At 60.5% G+C, this 210-nt stretch carries 1 protein-coding gene; it reads left to right on the forward strand.

Going from position 1 to position 210, the window contains the following annotated elements; translation table 11 throughout:
• Nucleotides 1–210 (forward strand): integrase core domain-containing protein (locus ACM9HJ_RS31060; protein ID WP_416575680.1); only part of this gene is annotated, 210 nt, incomplete at both ends.

Below are 210 nucleotides of genomic sequence, written 5' to 3' on the forward strand. Positions count from 1 at the left end.
TGGAAAGTTTCAACGGACGCTTGCGCGATGAATGCCTGAATGAAACCCTGTTCCACGGTCTGCGGCACGCTCGCCAGGTGCTGGCCGACTGGCGGGATGACTACAACAATATTCGACCCCATTCCACCCTGGGCGGGATGTCCCCCACCCAGTTCGCAACGTTCAGGACCGGGGGCATGCCCCCGGCCCTGAACGTCAATCAACCCCAAT

Source organism: Niveispirillum sp. KHB5.9 (genome assembly GCF_048066115.1).
In the GTDB taxonomy this organism is placed as follows: domain Bacteria; phylum Pseudomonadota; class Alphaproteobacteria; order Azospirillales; family Azospirillaceae; genus Niveispirillum.